This is a genomic window from Ensifer sp. ENS03 (genome assembly GCF_014852035.1).
GTDB lineage: Bacteria > Pseudomonadota > Alphaproteobacteria > Rhizobiales > Rhizobiaceae > Ensifer > Ensifer adhaerens.
In genome coordinates, this window is record NZ_JACVAV010000004.1 from 211173 (window position 1) to 229897 (window position 18725).

The 18725-nt window shown below is 62.6% G+C and carries 20 protein-coding genes; 10 read left to right on the top strand and 10 right to left on the bottom strand.

All coding sequences use genetic code 11. From position 1 onward, the window contains the following. Positions 1–33 precede the first annotated feature (33 nt). From rlmN to IB263_RS17345, 4 genes are all read right to left on the bottom strand, one after another. Positions 34–1269 carry a 23S rRNA (adenine(2503)-C(2))-methyltransferase RlmN gene (gene rlmN / locus IB263_RS17330; protein ID WP_034803143.1) on the bottom strand — a complete coding sequence of 412 codons (1236 nt, stop codon included), beginning with the start codon at positions 1267–1269 and terminating at the stop codon, positions 34–36. A 232-nt stretch (positions 1270–1501) separates the two neighbouring features. Then, a complete protein-coding gene (locus IB263_RS17335; protein ID WP_034803141.1) occupies positions 1502–2005 on the bottom strand; it encodes an invasion associated locus B family protein in 504 nt (167 codons plus the stop codon). A 397-nt stretch (positions 2006–2402) separates the two neighbouring features. Continuing rightward, the gene (locus IB263_RS17340) at positions 2403–2780 is read right to left on the bottom strand and encodes a YkvA family protein (protein ID WP_034802857.1); all 378 of its coding nucleotides are present in this window, start codon (positions 2778–2780) and stop codon (positions 2403–2405) included. An 86-nt stretch (positions 2781–2866) separates the two neighbouring features. Continuing rightward, positions 2867–3184, bottom strand: a complete 318-nt coding sequence (locus tag IB263_RS17345) for a 4a-hydroxytetrahydrobiopterin dehydratase (protein ID WP_192438762.1) — start codon at positions 3182–3184, stop codon at positions 2867–2869. A gap of 85 nt (positions 3185–3269) precedes the next feature. Here IB263_RS17345 and IB263_RS17350 point away from each other — a divergent pair, with 85 nt between their 5' ends. Further along, positions 3270–3746, top strand: coding sequence for a low molecular weight protein-tyrosine-phosphatase (locus IB263_RS17350; protein ID WP_083523857.1), 477 nt, complete (start codon positions 3270–3272; stop codon positions 3744–3746). Here the strand turns inward: IB263_RS17350 and thpR are convergent. Together thpR and IB263_RS17360 are read right to left on the bottom strand one after the other, a co-directional pair. Then, positions 3683–4273, bottom strand: a complete 591-nt coding sequence (gene thpR / locus IB263_RS17355) for an RNA 2',3'-cyclic phosphodiesterase (RefSeq protein WP_060521463.1) — start codon at positions 4271–4273, stop codon at positions 3683–3685. The two genes, IB263_RS17350 and thpR, sit on opposite strands and share 64 nt — an antisense overlap. 114 nt (positions 4274–4387) lie before the next feature. Then, entirely contained in the window at positions 4388–5029 is a 642-nt protein-coding gene (locus IB263_RS17360; protein ID WP_192438763.1) for an arylesterase, read from the bottom strand. 66 nt (positions 5030–5095) lie between these two features. Here IB263_RS17360 and IB263_RS17365 point away from each other — a divergent pair, with 66 nt between their 5' ends. The 4 genes from IB263_RS17365 to IB263_RS17380 all read left to right on the top strand — a co-directional run bounded on the left by IB263_RS17365 (position 5096) and on the right by IB263_RS17380 (position 10016). Continuing rightward, a complete protein-coding gene (locus tag IB263_RS17365; protein ID WP_090295445.1) occupies positions 5096–5821 on the top strand; it encodes an ABC transporter ATP-binding protein in 726 nt (241 codons plus the stop codon). Then, entirely contained in the window at positions 5818–8370 is a 2553-nt protein-coding gene (locus tag IB263_RS17370; protein ID WP_112976159.1) for an ABC transporter permease, read from the top strand. Before IB263_RS17365 ends, IB263_RS17370 begins: the two co-directional genes overlap by 4 nt. A 221-nt stretch (positions 8371–8591) precedes the next feature. Further along, a complete protein-coding gene (locus tag IB263_RS17375; RefSeq protein ID WP_034802850.1) occupies positions 8592–9338 on the top strand; it encodes a Bax inhibitor-1/YccA family protein in 747 nt (248 codons plus the stop codon). A 123-nt stretch (positions 9339–9461) separates the two neighbouring features. Further along, positions 9462–10016, top strand: a complete 555-nt coding sequence (locus IB263_RS17380; RefSeq protein ID WP_113293106.1) for a GNAT family N-acetyltransferase — start codon at positions 9462–9464, stop codon at positions 10014–10016. Positions 10017–10134: 118 nt separating this feature from the next. On the opposite strand, the gene IB263_RS17385 is transcribed toward IB263_RS17380, so the two are convergent. The 3 genes from IB263_RS17385 to acnA all read right to left on the bottom strand — a co-directional run bounded on the left by IB263_RS17385 (position 10135) and on the right by acnA (position 14523). Then, positions 10135–10539: a DUF2794 domain-containing protein gene (locus IB263_RS17385; RefSeq protein ID WP_034802844.1), complete on the bottom strand. Its 405-nt coding sequence runs from the start codon at positions 10537–10539 to the stop codon at positions 10135–10137. Positions 10540–10853: 314 nt separating this feature from the next. Then, positions 10854–11627 carry a thioredoxin family protein gene (locus tag IB263_RS17390; RefSeq protein WP_090295252.1) on the bottom strand — a complete coding sequence of 258 codons (774 nt, stop codon included), beginning with the start codon at positions 11625–11627 and terminating at the stop codon, positions 10854–10856. A 205-nt stretch (positions 11628–11832) separates the two neighbouring features. Continuing rightward, entirely contained in the window at positions 11833–14523 is a 2691-nt protein-coding gene (acnA, locus tag IB263_RS17395) for an aconitate hydratase AcnA (protein WP_034802837.1), read from the bottom strand. A 270-nt stretch (positions 14524–14793) separates the two neighbouring features. Between acnA and ccmA the strand changes: the two genes are divergently transcribed. The 5 genes from ccmA (at position 14794) to IB263_RS17420 (ending at position 17880) form a co-directional block, all read left to right on the top strand. Beyond that, positions 14794–15444, top strand: coding sequence for a heme ABC exporter ATP-binding protein CcmA (ccmA, locus tag IB263_RS17400; RefSeq protein ID WP_060586543.1), 651 nt, complete (start codon positions 14794–14796; stop codon positions 15442–15444). Between the two features lie 63 nt (positions 15445–15507). Beyond that, positions 15508–16167: a heme exporter protein CcmB gene (gene ccmB / locus IB263_RS17405; protein ID WP_034802831.1), complete on the top strand. Its 660-nt coding sequence runs from the start codon at positions 15508–15510 to the stop codon at positions 16165–16167. Positions 16168–16331: 164 nt separating this feature from the next. After that, positions 16332–17102 carry a heme ABC transporter permease gene (locus tag IB263_RS17410; RefSeq protein WP_034802828.1) on the top strand — a complete coding sequence of 257 codons (771 nt, stop codon included), beginning with the start codon at positions 16332–16334 and terminating at the stop codon, positions 17100–17102. Next, positions 17099–17275: a heme exporter protein CcmD gene (gene ccmD / locus IB263_RS17415; RefSeq protein WP_082566526.1), complete on the top strand. Its 177-nt coding sequence runs from the start codon at positions 17099–17101 to the stop codon at positions 17273–17275. Before IB263_RS17410 ends, ccmD begins: the two co-directional genes overlap by 4 nt. After that, positions 17272–17880, top strand: coding sequence for a DsbE family thiol:disulfide interchange protein (locus IB263_RS17420; RefSeq protein ID WP_060521458.1), 609 nt, complete (start codon positions 17272–17274; stop codon positions 17878–17880). Before ccmD ends, IB263_RS17420 begins: the two co-directional genes overlap by 4 nt. A 256-nt stretch (positions 17881–18136) precedes the next feature. Here IB263_RS17420 and IB263_RS17425 read toward each other — a convergent pair whose 3' ends face one another. Continuing rightward, entirely contained in the window at positions 18137–18721 is a 585-nt protein-coding gene (locus IB263_RS17425; RefSeq protein WP_060611309.1) for a DUF2585 domain-containing protein, read from the bottom strand. Positions 18722–18725 lie beyond the last annotated feature (4 nt).

Consider the following 18725-nt stretch of genomic DNA (forward strand, 5'->3'; position numbering starts at 1 on the left):
CGAGGAACGAAGGACCCGAGGAAGCGCTTCGTCTCAATCTTCGCCGTGATTGGCGATCATCATCGCTTCGAAGGCGAGGCGGTCGACCTTGCGCATGCGTTCGGATTCCGACTTCAGCTGGCCGCAGGCGGCAAGGATGTCGCGGCCGCGTGGCGTGCGGATCGGCGAGGCGTAGCCGGCCTGGTTGATGAAGTCGGCAAACTTCTCGATGTGCTCCCAGTCGGAACACTGGTAGTTGGTGCCCGGCCAGGGGTTGAAGGGGATGAGGTTGATCTTCGCGGGCACACCCTTCAGGAGCTTCACCAACTGCTTGGCGTCTTCGAGGCTGTCGTTGACGTCCTTCAGCATCACGTATTCGAAGGTGATGCGGCGGGCGTTGGAAAGGCCGGGATAGGCGCGGCAGGCGTCCATCAGTTCCTTCAGCGGGTACTTCTTGTTGATCGGCACCAGCATGTCGCGCAGGTCGTCGCGCACGGCATGCAGCGAGATCGCCAGCATGACGCCGATCTCTTCGCCGGTGCGATAGATTTCCGGCACGATGCCTGAGGTCGACAGCGTGATGCGGCGCTTGGACAGCGACAGGCCTTCGCCGTCAGAGGCGATCAGAAGGGCGGTCTTGACCTGCTCGAAATTATAGAGCGGCTCGCCCATGCCCATCATCACGATGTTGGTGATCTTGCGGCCTTCGGCCGGCACGATCGCGCCCTGCGGGGTGTCGCGCTCCGGGAAGTCGCCGAGCCGGTCGCGGGCAAGCAGCAGCTGCGCGAGGATTTCCTCGGCCGTCAGGTTGCGCACCAGCTTCTGGGTGCCGGTGTGACAGAAGGAGCAGGTGAGCGTGCAGCCGACCTGGCTCGAAATGCAGAGCGTGCCGCGGCCTTCCTCGGGAATGTAGACGGTCTCGATCTCGACCGGTCGTCCGGCGCCGCGCGCCGGGAAGCGCAACAGCCACTTGCGGGTGCCGTCGCCGGAAATCTGTTCCTCGACGATCTCCGGGCGCGCAATGGTGAAATGCTGCTTCAGCATCTCGCGCATGTCCTTGGACACGTTCGTCATGTGATCGAAGTCGGAGACGCCGCGCACGTAGAGCCAGTGCCAGAGCTGGCTGACGCGCATCTTGACCTGGCGTTCCGGCACGCCCTTTTCGACCAGTGCCTTGGCCATGTCCTCGCGCAGAAGTCCGATCAGCGACGGCTTTTCCGCCTCTACGGCTGCGCGCACCTGCGGCGCCTTGGCGATTTCCACCCGGTTCAGAATTTCAGTGGCTGCCATGCTCATGATGTCCTGTCATACGGCGAGAGGCCGTCCGGAGAGCGGGTCCGGAAATCGTCCTGATGCGCGAATTGAAATCGGTCGAGCCATCGAAAGCGGCCTATCGGGGCGCGGAGGCTCTCAAGTTGGCCGCCCTTTAGCATTGTTTTGGCCGGGAGTCACGAGGCGGGCCCCTTGAACGCAAAAGGCCGGCTTTGCAGCCGGCCCCTACGCGTGACTTTCGGTCTCGCGATTACTTGCAGGCTTCGATCTGCTTCAGCGCAGCGGAGATGCCCGAGAGCGAGTAGGAGTAGGAGGTCGCGGTACCCTTGCGCGACTTGGCGTTGACCGACATGGCCTTGCCGTTCTTCATGGCGGCAACCAGTGCCGGCTCTTCGGCAGCATTTTCGACCCAGGCCGAATTGCCCTTGGTGAACATCACGAAGGTGCGGCCGTCGATGACGACGTTGACCTTGGAGTTTTCCTGCAGAGCATAGCCCATCATTGCCTGAGGCTCGTAGCTGATGTTCTGGCCGGGGCGCTGGGAAACGAGGAAGAAGATGTCGCCATGGTCGACGCCGGCCGGGCTCTTTTCCTTCGGAACCGAGAGTACGTAGCAGACCTTGCCGCCGCCGGCATTGTAGGAATAGGCGCCCCAGGCGTTGAACTGCTGGATGCGCGTCGGAGACTGGGCGGCAGCCATGCTGGCGGTGGCCAGAACGAGTGCGATTGCGGTTGCGATCTTTCTTACAAACATGAGGTCCTGCCGCTTTTCTTGCTTTTCGATCACCCGAAACAGGTCAGACGGGCGACGCGTAGTCATGATTTGATTTGTTTTGACTTAATTCAGGTTACCAAACCGTCAACGGTGGCCGAAAACCGCGGCTTTAGCCCCGAAATGGAGCGGTTTGCCCCATCGCACAGTGCCTTTCGACCGCCGATTCGCGCCTTCGCCGAACCGGGCTCGATCGAGGATGCGCGTTGCCTCGGAATGCCCGTTCCAGAAGGTTTCCTGCCCCAAGCCATTGCATGGCGTCAGTCGCGCCAATGCGCGCGACCAGCGTCACTTGCAGATCTATGCCACAAAGAATTGGGCAAGAGTTTGACTTTCGGGCGGGAATGCGGCGCCACAACCGGACAGGCGGCGTCCGGCGTCAGCTCTCCGGCGTATCGGCCAGCGTCTCGTCGGCCTTGGTATAGTGCGTTTCCTTGATCTGCCCGCTGATGGCAGCAAAGGCCGCGGTCAAGACGGCAACGTCATCGGAGAAGCCGACGACGGCCAGCACGTCGGGGATGATATCGATCGGCAGCACGAAATAGGCGAGGGCTGCAAGCAGGATGCCGCGGGTGCGTGTCGGGGTCTTCGGATCGATGGCACAGTAATAGGCGGCAACCAGGTCGCGGCTGAATGGGATCTGGCGGGCAGCTCGGCGAAAGGTCGGCCAGAAGCGGCGCTTCACGCGCTTTTCCCGCCGCTCCTGCTCGGATTCTTCGCCAGGCAAGAGAATTTCACCAATCTTGATGTCGTCCATCGTCCCGCTTCCGCTATATTCTCGGGCGCCAGGCGTTCTCGTGAACGCGCGGCGCTCCGGCGCTTTCAATATGGGAATTCCGCGTCCTATTTCAAATGATCGGGCATGCGGCCTGCCGCAGCCTTGTCCATGCGCGCCGCCAGCTTGAAGTCGAGTTCGCTCAATCCGCCGGCGTCATGGGTCGTCAGCGTCACGTCGACGCGATTGTAGACGTTGAACCATTCCGGGTGATGGTTGAGCTTCTCGGCGACGATCGCGCATTCGGTCATGAAGCCGAAGGCCTCGACGAAGTTCTTGAAGCGGAACGCCTTCCAGATCGAGTTGCCGTCTTCGGCCCGCACCCAACCTTCCATCTTGTGAAGGTTGTCGGCAATCGTCGCTTCGTCCAGTTTCTCCGTTGCCATCGCTTGCCTCCTCCCATGCGCCTGTTCGAAGCCCGAGCTGTCGCATATAAGCGTCAACTGTCTCCAGCCTTCGAATCTGAATAGCATGAAACCGGTCAGAGTTCTTTTCGTTTGTCTCGGCAACATCTGCCGGTCGCCGCTTGCCGAGGGCGTGTTGCGCGCATTGGCGGAGCAAAAGGGATTGGCTCTAGCGCTGGAGATCGATTCGGCCGGAACCGGCGCCTGGCATATCGGCGATCCGCCGGACCGGCGATCGATAGAGACGGCGCGGCGGCACGGCATCGATATTTCTACACTGTGCGGACGCCAGGTGGCGGAGGCAGATTTCAGTGATTTCGACCTCATCCTCGGCATGGACGAGAACAATGTCCGCACGCTGAAGAGGCTCGCGCCGGATGGCACGGCGCAGAAGGTGCATCTCTTTCTCGATTATGCGTCAGGCGACCTGCGGGACGTGCCGGATCCCTATTACGAAGGGCGGGAAGCCTTCGAGGCGCTTTACCAGATGCTGGAGGCCGGATGTTCGTCGTTGCTCGAAAGGCTCGGCGAACGCACCTCGTGAAGCGGGAAAACCTCTTCCGTCAGGTACGGTCCGCCGCCGACCGAATCGCGCGACGAGAGCAGCACGAAGCGGGAGACCGTGAAGAGCGAGGTCATGAAGTTGCCGCGCCCCGAGAGGTACTCGACCACGTCTTCGACACGGCTGGAGCGCAGCCGCGCCAGCGTCACGTGCGGGGTGAACTTGCGCGGGTCCGGCCCCAGTCCGAGCCTTTGGCAGATGCGCTCGATTTCGGCCTGCAGCGCATACATTTCCGGATGGTTGGTAACGCCGGCCCAGACCGAGTGCGGCTTCTTCGAGCCGAATGCGCCGGTGCCGTTCAGTTGCAGTTGGAATTCAGGACGTTCGATGCGATCGAGCTTGTCGATGATCTCGTCGGCGGTGCGCCAGTCGACGTCACCGATGAAGCGCAGGGTGATGTGGTAGTTCTCCACATCGATCCAGCGAGCTCCGGGAAGACCTCCGCGCAGCAATGAAAGACTCATTGCAGCATTGCGCGGAATTTCGAGGGCGGTGAATAGTCTCGGCATGGCGAGCTCCCCGAATCTCTTGCAGATGTCTTAGCGAATCACGCATCGCATCTGCACGCAACTGGTATTTGACGCTTCAGAATATTAACGTTGCCTTAACTGTGGACGATGTCATCACTCCGTCTTGTTCAGCGTTGCCAGAAACCGCTCGACGACGGGCAGGGCCTTCTCGACCATGACGCCGACGCCGTCGCCATTGGGATGCATGCCGTCTTCGAGCTTGAGCTTGGCGTCCGTCACCACGCCGTCGAGAAAGAACGGATAGAGTTCCAGCCCATATTTTTTGGCGAGTTCCGGATAGATCGGGTTGAAGCGGGCGGCGTAGTCGGCGCCCATGTTCGGCGGCGCCATCATGCCGGCGAGCAGCACGGCGATGCCGCGGTCCTTCAGCCGGGTGATCATCGCCTCGATGTTCTTGCGGGTCTCTTCAGGCGCGATGCCGCGCAGCGCGTCGTTGGCGCCAAGCTCGAGGATCACGCCCTTGGTACCATCCGGCACCGACCAGTCGATGCGGGCAAGACCGCCGGAACTCGTGTCGCCGGAAACGCCGGCGTTCGCGATCGTCACGTCGAAGCCCTTTTCCTTCAGCGCCTTTTCGAGCCGGGCCGGGAAGGCGTCCTCCGGCGGGAGCTGATAACCCGCCATCAGGCTGTCGCCGAACCCGATGAGGCTGATCGTCTCGGCGCGTGCCGTCCATGATAACGCAAATGTCATCATCAGTGCCAAGAAAACCCGTTGAAATCCTTTTAATGCCATGGGCCTGTTCCTAAATCCCGAATGCCGTTTCTGTTCCCCACTTCGTTTCATATAGGGTTGTTTCGCTTGGCCAGCACCATCATCGAACTTAAAAACGCGGATCTGACGCTGGGCGAGGCGGCCGCCTCGGTGCATGTGCTGAAAGGCATGAGCCTGACGATCAATGCAGGAGAATCGGTCGGCATCGTCGGCCCGTCCGGTTCAGGCAAGTCGACTTTGCTGATGGTGCTTGCCGGGCTCGAGCGGCTGGATCGCGGCGAGATCGTCATCGACGGCACGCCGCTGCACCGGCTCGACGAGGACCGGGTGGCGGACTTTCGCGGGCGCAACATCGGCATCGTCTTCCAGTCCTTCCACCTCATTCCCAACATGACGGCACTCGAAAACGTCGCCGTGCCGCTCGAACTGGCCAATGTGTCGGGCGCCTTCGAGATCGCGCGCAAGGAGCTTGTCGCCGTCGGCCTCGGCGAGCGGCTCAGCCATTATCCGGGCCAGCTCTCGGGCGGCGAGCAGCAGCGGGTGGCGATCGCCCGGGCGCTTGCGCCCTCGCCGAAGCTTCTGATCGCCGACGAACCAACCGGCAACCTCGACGCCGAAACCGGACGGCAGATCGCCGATCTGCTTTTCGCCGAACAGCGTGACCGCGGCATGACACTCGTGCTCGTGACCCATGACGCCGCCCTTGCCGACCGCTGCGCGCGGCAGGTGCGGGTGCGCTCGGGCGAGATCGTTGCCGGCGGCGCCGCGGACCCCGTGGCCGTGGCGCCGGTCCAGCAGGCGGCCTCGGCATGATCGGCGCGCCTTCGGTACGGCTGCGGCCGCTGCTTGCCCTGCGGCTGGCGCTGCGTGAAATGCGCGGCGGGCTCAAGGGCTTCTACATCTTCCTCGCCTGCATTGCGCTGGGTACGGCGGCGATTGCCGGCGTCAACTCGCTGTCGCAATCGATCACAGCGACGATCGCATCGCAGGGTCAGGAACTGCTCGCCGGCGATATTCGCTTCGAGCTTAACAATCGTGTCGCAACGACCGAAGAGCGCGCCTATCTCGATGGTCTTGGAACCGTTGCGGTTTCCGCTGGCCTGAGATCTATGGCGCGGCTGCCCGACGGTTCCAATCAAGCCCTGGTGGAACTGAAGGCCGTCGATGCGGCCTATCCGCTCTATGGCACGCTGGAAAGCGAACCCGACAGGCCGCTGCACGACCTCATCGCACGCGACGGCGACGTCTTCGGTGCGGTCGTGGCGCCTCTGCTGCTCGACCGCCTGGACGTTAAGGTCGGAGACGAAATCCTTCTCGGCAACGCCCGTGTCCGGATCGCCGGCACGATCACGCGCGAGCCGGATGCGCTTTCCGACGGCTTCGGCTTCGCGCCCCGGCTGATGGTCTCGGACGAAGCCCTGGCGGCGACGGGACTGGTGCAGACCGGAAGCCTCGTCGAGCACACATACAAGGTGAAGCTCGCCGATCCGGCAGGGGTCGCGGCCGTTCGCACCGAGGCGGAGAAAAGCCAGCCGGCAGCCGGCTGGTCGATCCGCACGAGCGGCAACGCAGCACCGGCGCTGACGGCCAACATCACGCGTTTCTCGCAGTTCCTGACGCTTGTCGGCCTGACGGCGCTCATCGTCGGCGGCGTTGGCGTCGCCAATGCGGTGCGCGCCTATCTCGATGCCAAGCGCAGCGTGATCGCGACCTTCAAATGCCTGGGCGCGCCCGCTGCGTTGGTGGCGATGATCTATCTCGCACAGATCCTGATGATCGCCTTGATCGGCATCGTTATCGGGCTCGTGCTCGGAGCTCTGATCCCCTTTGTCGCGGCGCAGTTTTTGGCCGACCTGTTGCCGATTTCGACCGCCTTCCATCTCTATCCGGGCGCGCTCGGGCTTGCCGCCCTGTTCGGCGTGCTGACGGCGCTGACCTTCGCCATCCTGCCGCTCGGACGGGCGCGCGCCATTCCTGCGACCGCACTCTTCCGCCAGCAGGGTTTCGACCCCTCGGGTTTTCCGGCCTGGCCCTATCTGCTCGGCGCCGTCGCGTGTCTTGCCGCGCTCGCCGGCCTGGCGATCTTTACGGCTTACGACCGCTATATTTCGCTCGTCTTCCTCGGCGCGATTGCCTTCGCCTTCATCGTGCTCAGGGCCGTTGCGCTCGCGATCGCCTGGCTCGCGCGCCGCAGCCCGCGGGTCAATTCGCCGGCTCTCAGACTGGCGATCGGCAACATTCACCGTCCGGGTGCGCTGACCTCCTCGGTGGTGCTGTCGCTTGGGCTCGGTCTGGCGCTTCTGGTGACGCTGGCGCTGATCGACGGCAATCTGCGCCGCGAACTCACCGGAAGCATGGCGGAGCGAGCGCCGAATTTCTTCTTCGTCGATATCCAGGGCAGCGAGATTGAAGGTTTCCGCTCGGTGCTGAACCAGGCGATCCCGAAGGGCAAGGTCATCGAGGTGCCGATGCTGCGCGGCCGCATCACCGCCTTCAACGGTGAGGACGTGAACAGCCGCAACGTGCCGCCTGCAGGCCAATGGGTGCTGCGCGGTGACCGCGGTATCACCTACGCCAAGAACAAGCCGGAGAATTCGACGCTGTCCGAAGGCGCCTGGTGGCCGGCCGACTACAGCGGCGAACCCCTGGTTTCGTTCTCGTCCGAGGAGGCCGGCGAACTCGGCCTGAAGATCGGCGATACGGTCACCGTCAATGTGCTCGGCCGCAACATCACCGCCAAGATTGCCAACTTCCGCAATGTCGAGTGGGAATCGCTGTCGATCAACTTCGTCATGGTGTTCTCGCCGAACACCTTTGCTGGCGCGCCGCATGCCTGGTTGGCGACCGTGATCGATCCGTCGGCGACGCCGGAAGAGGAGGCGGCAGTCCTGAAGGCCGTCACCAATGCCTATCCGACGATCACCAGCGTACGGGTGAAGGACGCTCTCGACATTGTGAATGGGCTGCTCGGTCAGCTGGCAACGGCGATCCGGGCGGCCGCGGCCGTGGCGCTCGTCGCCTCCGTGCTGGTGCTGGCCGGCGCGCTTGCGGCCGGCAACCGGGCGCGCGTCCATGATGCGGTGGTCCTGAAGACGCTGGGGGCAACGCGGGTGACGCTGATCAAGGCGTTCAGCTACGAATACGCGATCCTCGGTCTTGCAACCGCAGTTTTTGCGCTGTTTGCCGGCGGTATCGCCGCCTGGTTCGTCGTCAACCGCATCATGACGCTGCCGTCGAGCTTCCTGCCCGACGTGGCGATCGTGACGGTTGTGGCAGCGCTGGTGATGACGGTCGGCATCGGACTTGCCGGTACATGGCGCATTCTCGGGCAGAAGGCGGCGCCGGTCCTGCGCGAACTTTGACCGGGCCGAGTTAACCGTAAATCCCTATTGCGCCGGTCTGAATCGGTCCGGTGCAACGGAATCCGGGAGTGCCGGGTCTTGTGTGCAGCGGGTTTCGGCATCATATTTGTCCACAGGCATGCTGGAGCTCCGCAGCGGCGCCTGGGCGTGGAAGCTCATCTTCCAGGGCGATATTCGCCGCCCGACACCGTAACTTCCACCGGAGCTTGAATGAGGAAACAATGGCTGATCTGAGAAATTACCAAACCCGAATGTCGCCCGCCGGCGCTCAGGCGGGTGCCGTGATTGACGAGGGCCTTCGCGCATACATGCTGAAGGTCTACAACCTGATGGCGCTTGGTCTGGCGATCACTGGCGTCGCGGCCTACCTGGCCTTCCAGATGGCGTTTTCGGATGGCCAGCTGACTGCCTTCGGTGCTGCGATCTATACGAGCCCGCTGAAGTGGGTGGTGATGCTGGCGCCGCTGGCGCTCGTGTTCTTCATGAGCTTCCGCATCAATAGCATGAGCGTTTCTGCCGCGCAGACGACGTTCTGGATCTATGCGGCCCTGATGGGCCTGTCGCTGTCGTCGATCTTCCTGATCTACACCGGCCAGAGCATCGTTCAGACGTTCTTCGTGACGGCCGCCTCGTTCGGCGCCCTGTCGCTTTACGGCTACACCACGAAGAAGGACCTGTCCGGCATGGGCTCGTTCCTGATCATGGGTCTGTTCGGCGTCATCATCGCGTCGATCGTCAACATCTTCCTCGCCTCTTCGGCGCTCGCCTTCGCGATCAGCGTGATCGGCGTGCTGATCTTCGCTGGCCTCACCGCCTACGACACGCAGAAGATCAAGGAAATGTACTACGAAGCCGATGACAGCACCGTTGCCGGCCGCAAGGCGATCATGGGCGCGCTGACGCTCTACCTCGACTTCATCAACCTGTTCATGTTCCTGCTCCAGTTCATGGGCAACCGGAACAACTAAGTCTGAACAGCAGACGGAAAAGGCGGCTTCGGCCGCCTTTTTTGTTTGCTGAAGCAGCTTGAAAGCGTCCGGGCTCCGTGGGAGTGAAAGGACGACGAAACCTTGGGATCAAAGTCTTTAGCCATGTCCCTGACCCTGCGCGACGCCACCCTGGCCGATCTTCCCGTCATCACCGAGATCTATCGCGAATCCGTGTTGCACGGGGTTGCGACCTACGAGATCAACCCGCCATCCGAAAAGGAGATGCGGGCGCGGTTCGAAACGATCATCGGCAGCGGCTACCCGTACATGGTTGCGGTAAACGCGGGCGGGACGATCATCGGCTATGCCTACGCATCCGGCTTCCGCACGCGCACGGCCTATCGCTTCCTGGTCGAGGATTCCATCTACCTGGCGCCGGAAGCGCGCGGCAAGGGTGCCGGCAAGGCGCTGCTGGTCGAACTCGTCCGGCGTTGCACGGAACTCGGCTTCCGCCAGATGGTCGCGGTGATCGGCGGTGCCCATCCGGCCTCGATCGCCGTGCACCGGTCGCTCGGCTTCGAACTCCAGGGCACGATGAAAGCGACCGGCTTCAAGCATGGCCGCTGGCTCGACACGACGATCATGCAGCTCGCGCTCGGCGAGGGCCAGGCGACCGACCCGCCGGAAGACGTCTATCCGGACACCCTCTACCAGTGACCATCGCTTGCTGAAGAATGTCAGTCGGCGAAGCGCCTCGCAGCGCGCCGTAGGCAGGTCGTGCCGTTGCTGCCCGTGACGTCGGCGTGCGTCTCCTGATGGCACCCTTTCCCGCTGGTCAGGTTTCCACCAGCCTCAGCACCTTGTCGAATACCTTGAGCACCTGGGCGAGCTCGTGACCGCGCTTCAGGATCGTGCCGTGAATGTTCAGCACGCTATAGGCGCCCTGTTTCGCGGCCAGTTTCGGGTTCTTCTCGATCCGGTAGAGCGGCATTTCGCCCGAACGCTTGAACACTGAGAACACCGCGCGGTCCCTCAGGTGGTCGATCGCGTAGTCCCGCCACTCGCCTTCGCCGACCATACGGCCGTAGACCCACAGGATCTGATCCAATTCGCGACGATGGAAAGTGATGGGGGGAGCGTTCTTGGCGTTCTTGTATTCGTGAAGATCGACGACCACTTCGGAAGTGGTCTCGCGCTGATGGCGCGCCTCGCCTTGCGGCAAATCCGGCTCATCGGTCATCGGCAATCCGGCCTTCTGTTGTGACAGAACGATTACAGTGTGCCTGACACGAGCCGAAAAGCAAGCTGGAAGCCATGGGACGATGAGGTCATTTCTTGCCTCTGCCCCATTTCAGTCAAACCGGCGCCCCAATTCATCGCAAAACTCGCGGGCGCTGACGGACAGAGTCGTTGCCACCGTATGTCCGGTCAGATCGTCATGCTGCGGGAGTTCACCGAACGCAGTTATGGCCGGTTCGGTCCGGTAACTTCGAACCCTCAGCCCCAGCCCCTCGATGCTGCCGGGCCGAACCAACCCCTTGCGCTTCGCCGTCCCTACAATTTTCCCTGAGGGCCGGCGAGCACGGCCGCAGCGCCGATGATGGCACCCGGCGTTTCCTTGTCCTTCATCGATTGCAGCAGGATCGCGCAGCCGCTGTTTCCCGGGCGCTCGGTCAGCACCGTCGCCGGCAGCGTGAAGGACGCGGGCTGGCCGTCCCACATGCCGATCGTCTGTATGTCACGCACCGCATGCCAATAGGGGACTTCCTTGCCGCGGTTCTCCCCCTTCTCCATCTTCACGATCTTGGCGCGGTCGAAATAGACGACGACGACGTTGGCCTTGCCGATGCCGCTACCGATGGTGATCTGGATTTCTTCGCCGAGGATCTTGGCGCCGACGGGAACGGCAAGCCCTTTGCCTTCCGCCTTCATCGTTTCCAGCCGCGTCTTGATTGCCTGCAGATTGCCGCCGTTCAAGTGGTCGCGGCCATTCAGGATCGCCTGGGGCGTGTAGACGCCGTTGCGCCCGAGCATGCGCGCATAGGCATATTGCCGCTCGGTGTTTTCCTTCGATGCCAGCGTGTCGGCCCAGCCGAGATAGTTCCAGTAGTCGACGTGATAGGCGAGCGCCACCACATCGCCCTCGTCGACCAGCGACTTCAGCGCCGCATCCGCCGGCGGACAGGACGAACAGCCCTGGCTGGTGAACAGTTCGACAACGCCCTTGACCGCCTGTTTCTCCTGCGCCCCGGCAGGGGCACCGGCGGCTGCGAGCAGCCCGAAAGCCAGTGCAACAGGGCGAATGAAAGAACGGTCTGCGGATGTCATGGCGTCACTTCGTTACCGGCCGTCGGCCTACTCCTTGTGGGGGAGTTCACTACATACGACGCCCCTGCATCAACGGGAAGTCACGTTGGAGTGAGGTGGCAAGTGAGCGCGACCCGGCACCGGATCGTCGGCAGGTGCACCTCAAAGAAAGAGCCGGGGCGCCTTTCGGCGTCCCGGCTCCGGAGCCTCGTATGCGCTCGCGCGATTAGGCGGCGAGGTCGCGCAGAACCGTCTGCAGGATGCCACCGTTGTTGACGTAGGTCACTTCATCCAGCGTATCGATACGGCAGACGAGCGGCACATCTTTCACGCTGCCGTCGCCGTAGGTTACCTTGGCAACGCGCTTTTCGCGCGGCTGGACATTGGCGAGGTTTTCGATCGTGACGATCTCATCGCCCTTGAGGCCAAGCGATTCCCAGGTCGTGCCTTCCTCGAAGACGAAGGGAATGACACCCATGCCGACGAGATTCGAGCGGTGGATACGCTCGAAGGACTGCGCGATGACGGCCTTGACGCCGAGCAGGTTGGTGCCCTTGGCAGCCCAGTCGCGCGACGAACCGTTGCCGTATTCGACGCCGGCGAAGATGACGAGCGGAACGCCCTCTTCCTTGTACTGCATGGCGGCGTCGTAAATCGACATCTCTTCCTTGGACGGATAGTGGATGGTGTAGCCACCTTCCTTGCCGTTCGGGCCGAGCATGTGGTTGCGGATGCGGATGTTGGCAAACGTGCCGCGCATCATCACCTCATGGTTGCCACGACGCGTGCCGTACTGGTTGAAGTCGGCAACGCCGACGCCGTGACCGATGAGGTAGGCACCGGCCGGCGAGGCCGCCTTGATCGAACCGGCCGGCGAGATGTGGTCGGTGGTGATCTTGTCGCCGAAGAGACCAAGCACGCGGGCGCCCTTGATGTCGGAGATGCCCGAACCGGACTTGCCCATGCCGACGAAGTAGGGCGGGTTCTGCACGTAGGTCGAACCGTCGTCCCAGGCATAGGTCTGGCCCGGAGGAACCTGAACGGCCTGCCAGTTTTCGTCGCCCTTGAACACGTCGGCGTACTTGGTCGCGTAAAGTTCGCGGGTGACGTACTTGAAGATGAACTCCTGGATTTCCTTGGAGGTCGGCCAGATGTCCTTGAGGAAGACTGGCTTGCCGTCCTGGTCTTCGCCGAGCGGCTCGTTGGTCAGGTCCTTCTGGACGGAACCTGCAAGCGCGTAGGCGACGACGAGCGGCGGCGAAGCGAGGTAGTTCGCCTGGACGTCCGGCGAAATGCGGCCTTCGAAGTTACGGTTGCCCGAGAGAACGCCGGCGGCGATCAGGCCCTTGTCGTTGATCGTCTTCGAGATCGGCGCCGGCAGCGGGCCGGAGTTGCCGATGCAGGTCGTGCAGCCGAAGCCGACGAGGTTGAAGCCGAGCGCGTCGAGGTCCTTCTGCAGGCCGGACTTGGCGAGATATTCGCCGACGACCTGCGATCCCGGTGCGAGCGAGGTCTTGACCCACGGCTTGGACTTCAGGCCCTTGGCGACCGCGTTGCGGGCGAGCAGGCCGGCAGCGATCAGGACCGACGGGTTGGAGGTGTTGGTGCAGGATGTGATCGCAGCGATGGCAACGTCGCCATGGCCGAGATCGAAATCGGTACCTTCGACGGCATAGCGGTTCGAAAGCTGGCCCGGCTTCTTGTAGTCGCCTTCAAGCGAGGTTGCGAAGCCCGATGCGATGCTTTCGAGCGGGATGCGGCCTTCCGGACGCTTCGGGCCAGCCATGGCCGGAACGACGTCGCCGAGGTCGAGTTCGAGGGTGTCGGTGAAGACGAGCTCGGAACCGTCACCGTCACGCCACATGCCCTGAGCCTTGGAATAGGCTTCGACCAGCGCGATGCGCTGCTCTTCACGGCCGGACATGGTGAGGTAGTTGATGGTTTCGCTGTCGACCGGGAAGAAGCCGCAGGTGGCGCCGTATTCCGGACCCATGTTGCCGATGGTGGCGCGGTCGGCGAGCGTCATGTTGTCGAGGCCCGGGCCGAAGAATTCGACGAACTTCGAGACAACGCCCTTCTTGCGCAGCATCTGCACGACCATAAGCACGAGGTCGGTCGCGGTGACGCCTTCCTTGAGCTTGCCGGTGAGCTTGAAGCCGATGACCTCAGGCAGGAGCATGGAGACCGGCTGGCCGAGCATGGCAGCTTCCGCTTCGATGCCGCCCACGCCCCAGCCGAGAACGCCGAGACCGTTGATCATGGTGGTGTGGCTGTCGGTGCCGACGCAGGTGTCCGGGTAGGCGGTGACGACGCCATCTTCTTCACGGGTCCAGACGGTCTGGCCCAGATACTCCAGATTGACCTGGTGACAGATGCCGGTGCCGGGCGGAACGACGCGGAAGTTCTTGAACGCCTGCTGGCCCCACTTCAGGAAGCGGTAGCGCTCGCCGTTGCGCTCGTACTCGAGCTCGACGTTGCGGGCAAAGGCGTTCGGGGTGCCGAATTCGTCGACGATGACGGAGTGGTCGATGACGAGGTCGACGGGAACGAGCGGGTTGATCTTTTCCGGGTCGCCACCGAGCGAGACCATGGCGTCGCGCATCGCCGCGAGGTCGACGACAGCAGGCACGCCGGTGAAGTCCTGCATCAGAACGCGGGCCGGACGGTAGGCGATTTCGTTTTCAGCCGTGCCCTTGTCGTTGAGCCAGGCGGCAACGTTCTCGATGTCCTTCTTGGTGACGGAGCGGCCATCTTCGTTGCGCAGCAGGTTCTCGAGCAGAACCTTCATCGAATAGGGCAGCTTGGAAACGCCGGCGAGACCGTTCGCCTCAGCCTTGGGCAGGCTGTAATAGACGTAGTCGACACCGTTGACGGTGAGCGTGGAGCGACAATTGAAGCTGTCTAGGGATTTGGACACTGGATAATACCCCGTTCCGTCTGATCGCCAAAACTGACGTACGAACGCCCGAGCGCCTGTGAAGCGCGAATTGGGATGCGGGTGCGGCCATTTCCGCTGTCCGTACGTGGAAATTCATTCCATGTTCGGCGCTAGGATGAAATTCACGCCGACCGCTGGCGTGTTGGCCGCCTTATAGATAATTTCTCCAAAACGTGCCAGAGCAACGAAGGTCGAAACGGGACTTTTTTTTGCCCTGCGACAAAGAGAGTGAAGGGAAGCTGAAAATTCATGCGCCTCATGGCTGAAGGGTTGAGCGCGAAGCGCGGTGAGGACCTGATTTTTAACGATATTTCCTTTATTCTCGACGCCTCGGAAGCCCTTGTCGTGACGGGTCCGAACGGCTCCGGCAAGTCCACTTTGCTGCGGGTTCTGGCGGGGTTGTTGAGGCCCGAAAGCGGGCACCTGAAACTTGAGAATGGCCCCCCGGAAATCGCCCATCCATCCGAGCTCAGCCACTATCTCGGACACCGCAACGCGATGAAGCGCGAACTGACCGTCGCAGAAAATCTTTCCTTCTGGCGAGACTTCATGGGTGATTCGCCCGGGGGGCGCGGCGCCACGCTCACCGAGGCGGTTGAAGCGGTCGGCCTGCCCGATATCGCCCATCTGCCCTTCGGTTATCTTTCGGCTGGCCAGCAGCGGCGCATGGCGATGGCCAAGCTGGTCATTGCCTATCGCCCGATCTGGATCCTCGACGAGCCGACCGCAGCGCTTGACGCCGGCGCCGACCGGCTGTTTGCCGATCTGGTGAAGGCGCATCTTGGCAAAGGCGGCATCGTCATTGCGGCGACCCACCAGCCACTCGGGCTCGACCGCACGAAGGAGCTGCACATGACGGGGTTCGAGCATCTGGCAGGAGATCGCTGGCATGATGCATAGGGTCGCAATGCCTGGAAGCCCATTGCCGGAAAACGCGCGCGTGCCGATCCGGAGGTTGCCGCTATGATCGCGCTCTTTTTCCGCGATCTCAAACTGTCGATCCGCGCCGGCGGCGGGGCGATGATCGGCGTGCTCTTCTTCATGACTGTGGTGGCAGTCATTCCCTTCGGTGTCGGTCCCGACCTGAACCTGCTTTCGCGCATCGGTCCGGCGATCCTGTGGATCGGCGCGCTGCTCGCCTCGCTGCTCGGCCTCGACCGGCTGTTCCAGGCGGAGCGCGACGACGGCTCGCTCGACCTGATGCTGATGCAGGAAACGCCGCTGCTTTTCACCGTCTTCGTCAAATGTGCGGCGCATTGGGCGGCGACCGGCCTGCCGCTGGTGATTGCCTCGCCCTTGCTCGGCCTCTTCATGAACATGAGCGAGATCGCCATCGGCGCCACCATGCTGACGCTTCTGATCGGCACGCCGGCGATCACCTTCATCGGTGCAGTGGGGGCGGCCGTTGCCGTGTCGCTGCCGCGTGGCGGGCTGCTGGTTTCGATCCTTGTTCTGCCGTTGGCGATCCCGGTGCTGATCTTCGGTGTCAGCGCTGTCTATGCGGCGATCGAGGATCCGGCGCCGTTCCTGCCACCTTTGATGATCCTTGCGGCAATCACCCTGTTCTTCGCCGTCATCGGCCCGGTTGCCGCCGCCGCAGCACTTCGGCACGCGTCCGATTGACGCAATCGGGCCAGAACGGGCGAAAGTGTTTGCGGCATTCCCATGGATTTGTCGCTAAGCCGTTCAGATCGATAACATTTATGATCCGCGTTCCAACTCGATCGTGATCGGGCGATTGACGCGGATCAATTGCAGGCGGGCGCCTTAAGCGTTAAAGAGCCAACATGAGCGAAAACAGCCTGGCCATCCGCAAATTCAGCGATCTCGCCAACCCGACGCGGTTCCTGGCGTTGGCTGACCGTCTGTTGCCCTGGCTTTCCGGGCTGACGGCGCTGTTCTTCGTTGCCGGCGTCTGGCTTTCCTTCACGACGGAAGGTGATTACCAGCAGGGCGAAACGGTGCGCATCATGTATGTGCACGTGCCCGCGGCCTGGCTGTCGATGATGTGCTATTCGGTGATGGCCTTGGCAGCTCTCGGTACGCTCGTCTGGCGCCATCCGCTTGCCGACGTCTCCTCGCGCGCGGCAGCCCCGATCGGCGCCTGTTTCACCTTCCTGGCGCTCGTCACCGGCTCGCTCTGGGGCAAGCCGATGTGGGGCACCTGGTGGGTCTGGGACGCGCGGCTGACCTCGGTCTTCGTGCTGTTCCTGATGTATCTCGGACTGATGGCGCTCAACCGTGCGATCGACGATCCGGCGCGGTCCTCCAAGGTTTCGGCCATTCTGGTTCTCGTCGGCTTCGTCAACATCCCGATCATCAAGTTCTCGGTCGAGTGGTGGAACACGCTGCATCAGCCGGCGAGCGTCATGCGGCTCGACGGACCGACGATCGATCCGGAGTTCCTGTGGCCACTGATCGTGATGGCGATCGCCTTCACGCTGCTTTTCTTCACGCTGCACATCGCCGCCATGCGCAACGAAATCCTGCGCCGGCGCGTCACGGCGCTCAGGCGCCTTGCGGCCCGTGCTGCCGGACGGGGAGCCCGCGCACAATGATGAGCCACGCCGCCTACGTTTTCACGAGCTATGGAATAGCCACGCTGACGGTCCTCGGTCTGATTGCCTGGGTCGTGCTCGACGGTCGTGCCCGCCGGCGTGAACTCACCGAACTCGAAGCCGCAGGCATCCGCCGGCGCTCGGCCGAACCGGCTTCCGGAGAAACACGATGAGCAACGCACCCGCTCCGGGTAACGAGGAGCGCAAACCCGGCCCCATGCGTTTCGTGCTGGCGGCGCTGCCGCTCGTCATCTTCGCCGGGCTTGCGGCGATCTTCTGGAGCCAGCTCAATTCCGGCAAGGACGTGAGCGAAATCCCCTCCGCGCTGATCGGCACCAAGGCGCCGAAACTCGACATGCCGGCGCTCGAAGGTGCGACGCGCGATGGCCAGCCGATGCCGGCTTTGACCGATGCGGCGATCAAGGGCAAGCTGACGCTCGTCAACGTCTGGGCCTCCTGGTGCGTGCCTTGCCGGCAGGAGCATCCCTTCATCCTGGAACTGTCGAAGGATCCGCGGCTGACCGTCGTCGGTATCAACTACAAGGACCAGAACGAAAACGCGCTCAGGTTCCTCGGCGAACTCGGCAATCCCTTCTCCGCCATCGGCGTCGACCCGCGCGGCAAGGCGGCGATCGACTGGGGCGTCTACGGTATTCCGGAATCCTATCTCGTCGGCGCTGACGGCACGATCCTCTACAAGCGCGTCGGCCCGTTCGACGAAAACAGCGTGAAGACGGGTCTGCTGCCGGCGATCGAAAAGGCGACTGCGGGTTCGTAACCGCTCCCGGCATTAGCTCTCATTCGGATGGGAGGGATTTGCTCCTCATCCGCCTGCCGGCTCCTTCTGCCCGCAAGCGGGGCGAAGAAGACACGCTCGGTAGCCCTAAACTCTCGCATCGCATCGACGGCATAAAACCGTGCTTTCCCTGCCGGGCAGTCGTGGAATGAAGTGAGTGCCTCAAGTCCCTTCGCCCCATCTGCGGGAGAAGGTCGCGGATGCGGGATGAGGGGCTGCGACAGCGACCGAAGCCCGCTTAAATCCCCGCCTGCCAGTCCCGGACCGCATCCAGCGGCCAGACGAGCATCAGTACGTTGAGCGTAAGATTGTCGCGGATCAGCCAGCCCGTGAAGAGCTCGAAGACGATGGCGACCGTTACGGTCAGCCAGACGGGCATGCGGGCGGCAAACAGGAAGCCGGCGGCCATGGCCAGTGTATCCATCGTCGAATTCAAGATGCTGTCGCCGAAATAGTCGAGCGAAATCGTCGCCGAGCGGTAGCGGTTGATCACCATCGGCGTGTTTTCGGCGATCTCCCAGGCGGATTCGATCACGGTCCCAAGGAAGAGCTTTGCCGTCAGCGGCTTGCCGCGCAGGAGCAGATGGCCGAGGCCGTAGAACAGGAAGCCGTGGATGATGTGCGACGGTGTGTACCAGTCGGCGATATGCTGCGAGTTGCCGCTGGATTTGACCACGGGCTCGAACAGTTTGACGTAGCCGCATTCGCAGATCCAGAGGCGACCCATCAGATGCTGGGTGACGATCTGGATGATGAGAACAGCAAAACAGGCGGCGAGCCAGAGGAGTGCGTGCCGGTTGCGGCTGTCATTCTCCTCGAGCATCGTG